Source organism: Kitasatospora sp. NPDC001225 (assembly GCF_053597855.1).
This window is the reverse complement of sequence record NZ_JBSFJC010000423.1, coordinates 1-1645: the sequence shown is the minus strand read 5'-3', so window position 1 is coordinate 1645 and position 1645 is coordinate 1. Positions and strand designations below refer to the sequence as shown.

General features: G+C 72.7%; 1 protein-coding gene. It reads left to right on the top strand.

The window, feature by feature from the left end; genetic code table 11:
• Positions 1 to 121 precede the first annotated feature (121 nt).
• Positions 122 to 1501 (top strand): FG-GAP repeat domain-containing protein, encoded by a 1380-nt coding sequence (locus ACWDCZ_RS41135; RefSeq protein WP_449818692.1) that lies wholly within the window; start codon positions 122 to 124, stop codon positions 1499 to 1501.
• The last annotated feature ends 144 nt before the right edge of the window (positions 1502 to 1645 follow it).

The following is a 1645-nucleotide window of genomic DNA, read 5'->3' as shown; positions in this document are numbered from 1 at the left end:
GCTCAACCGGGGGACCGACATGCCCGGAGGCACCGGTGCCCCTGGCGGCGGCGGAGGGATGGACCCGTCGACCGGCTCCGGCGGGACCACGGGTACGGGCACGCCCGGTGGAGGCGGGGGCATGGACCCGTCCGGCGGATCGGGCGGGACCACCGGCACGCCCGCCGGAGGCGGCTGGCAGGCCATCGGCACGGTGGCGGCCGGCGTCGCCCCCGGCGGCAAGGTCCGCTTCGCGGACGTCAACGGCGACGGGAAGGCCGACTACCTCGTGGTCGAGGACGACGGTTCCGTCTCCGCCTGGCTCAACACCGACGGCCGGGGCGGCTGGAACGGCGTCGGGCGGATCGCGGCCGGAGTGGCCACCGGGGACAAGGTCCGCTTCGCCGACTTCGACGGCGACGGCAAGGCCGACTACCTGGTGGTCGGCGACGACGGCTCGGTGAACGTCTGGCTGAACAAGGGCACCGACATGCCCGGCGGAGGCGGCTGGAGCGCTCTCGGAAAGGTCGCCGCGGGCGTCGCGCCGGGCGGCAAGGTCCGCTTCGCGGACGTCGACGGCGACAAGCGGGCCGACTACGTCGTGGTCGGCGACAACGGTTCGCTGGACGCGTGGCTCAACAACGGAGGCGACACCGCCGAGCGCGGCTGGACCGAACTCGGCCAGGTCGCCACCGGCGTCGGTCTGCCGAGCAAGTACGTGTGGCTGGGCGACTTCGACGGGGACAGGAAAACCGACTACCTCGCGAACAAGGGCGGCCGGGCCTTCGACAGCTGCATGCTGTTCAACCGGGGCGGCGACGGGCGCGGCGGCTGGGAGGACCCGGTCCCGAAGGAGCCCGCCTGTGACCGAGGTTCCGATGAACTCCCGAACTCCACACCGTACTTCACGGACTTCGACGGTGACGGCAAGGCCGACCACCTGGAGGTGATGCCGGACGGCCGGGTCATGTGCTGGGCGGGTACCGGGAAGGGCGGCTTCCGCAGCGGCGGCACGGTGGCCGCAGGCGTCGCCCCGGCCGCGAAGGTACGACTCGCCGACTTCGACGGTGACGGGAAGGCCGACTACCTCGTCCTGGAGGACGACGGCTCGGTGAGCGTCTGGCTGAACAAGGGCGGTGACGGGTACGGAGGCTGGGAGGCCATCGGCCGGGTCGCCGCCGGCGTCGCCCCGAGTGGGAAGGTGCGCTTCGCCGACGTCAACGGCGACCGACGCGCCGACTACCTGGTCGTGGAGGACGACGGCTCGGTCAAGGCGTGGATCAACAACGGCGGTGACGGGCACGGTGGTTGGCGGGAACTCGGGCAGATCGCCGCAGGCGTCGCCCCCCGCGACAACGTGCGGTTCGCCGACTTCGACGGCGATGGCAGGGACGACTACCTCGTCCTGGCGGACGACGGCGCGATGAGGGTCTGGCTCAACCATGGCGGCGACGCCCCGGGATGGATCGAAGCCGGCCGGATCGCCGCCGGTGTGGCTCCGGCCAACCGGGTCCGGATCTGACCCCTCCGCCACGACGACCACGACGACCATGACGGCCCCGGCACGGTACCGCCCGTGCCGGGGCCGTTGTCGTGCCGCCGCCCGCCGGGTGGCATCAGCGTTCCGGCGCCCGGGCATGTATCAGGGGTTGTCCGGCATCGGGCC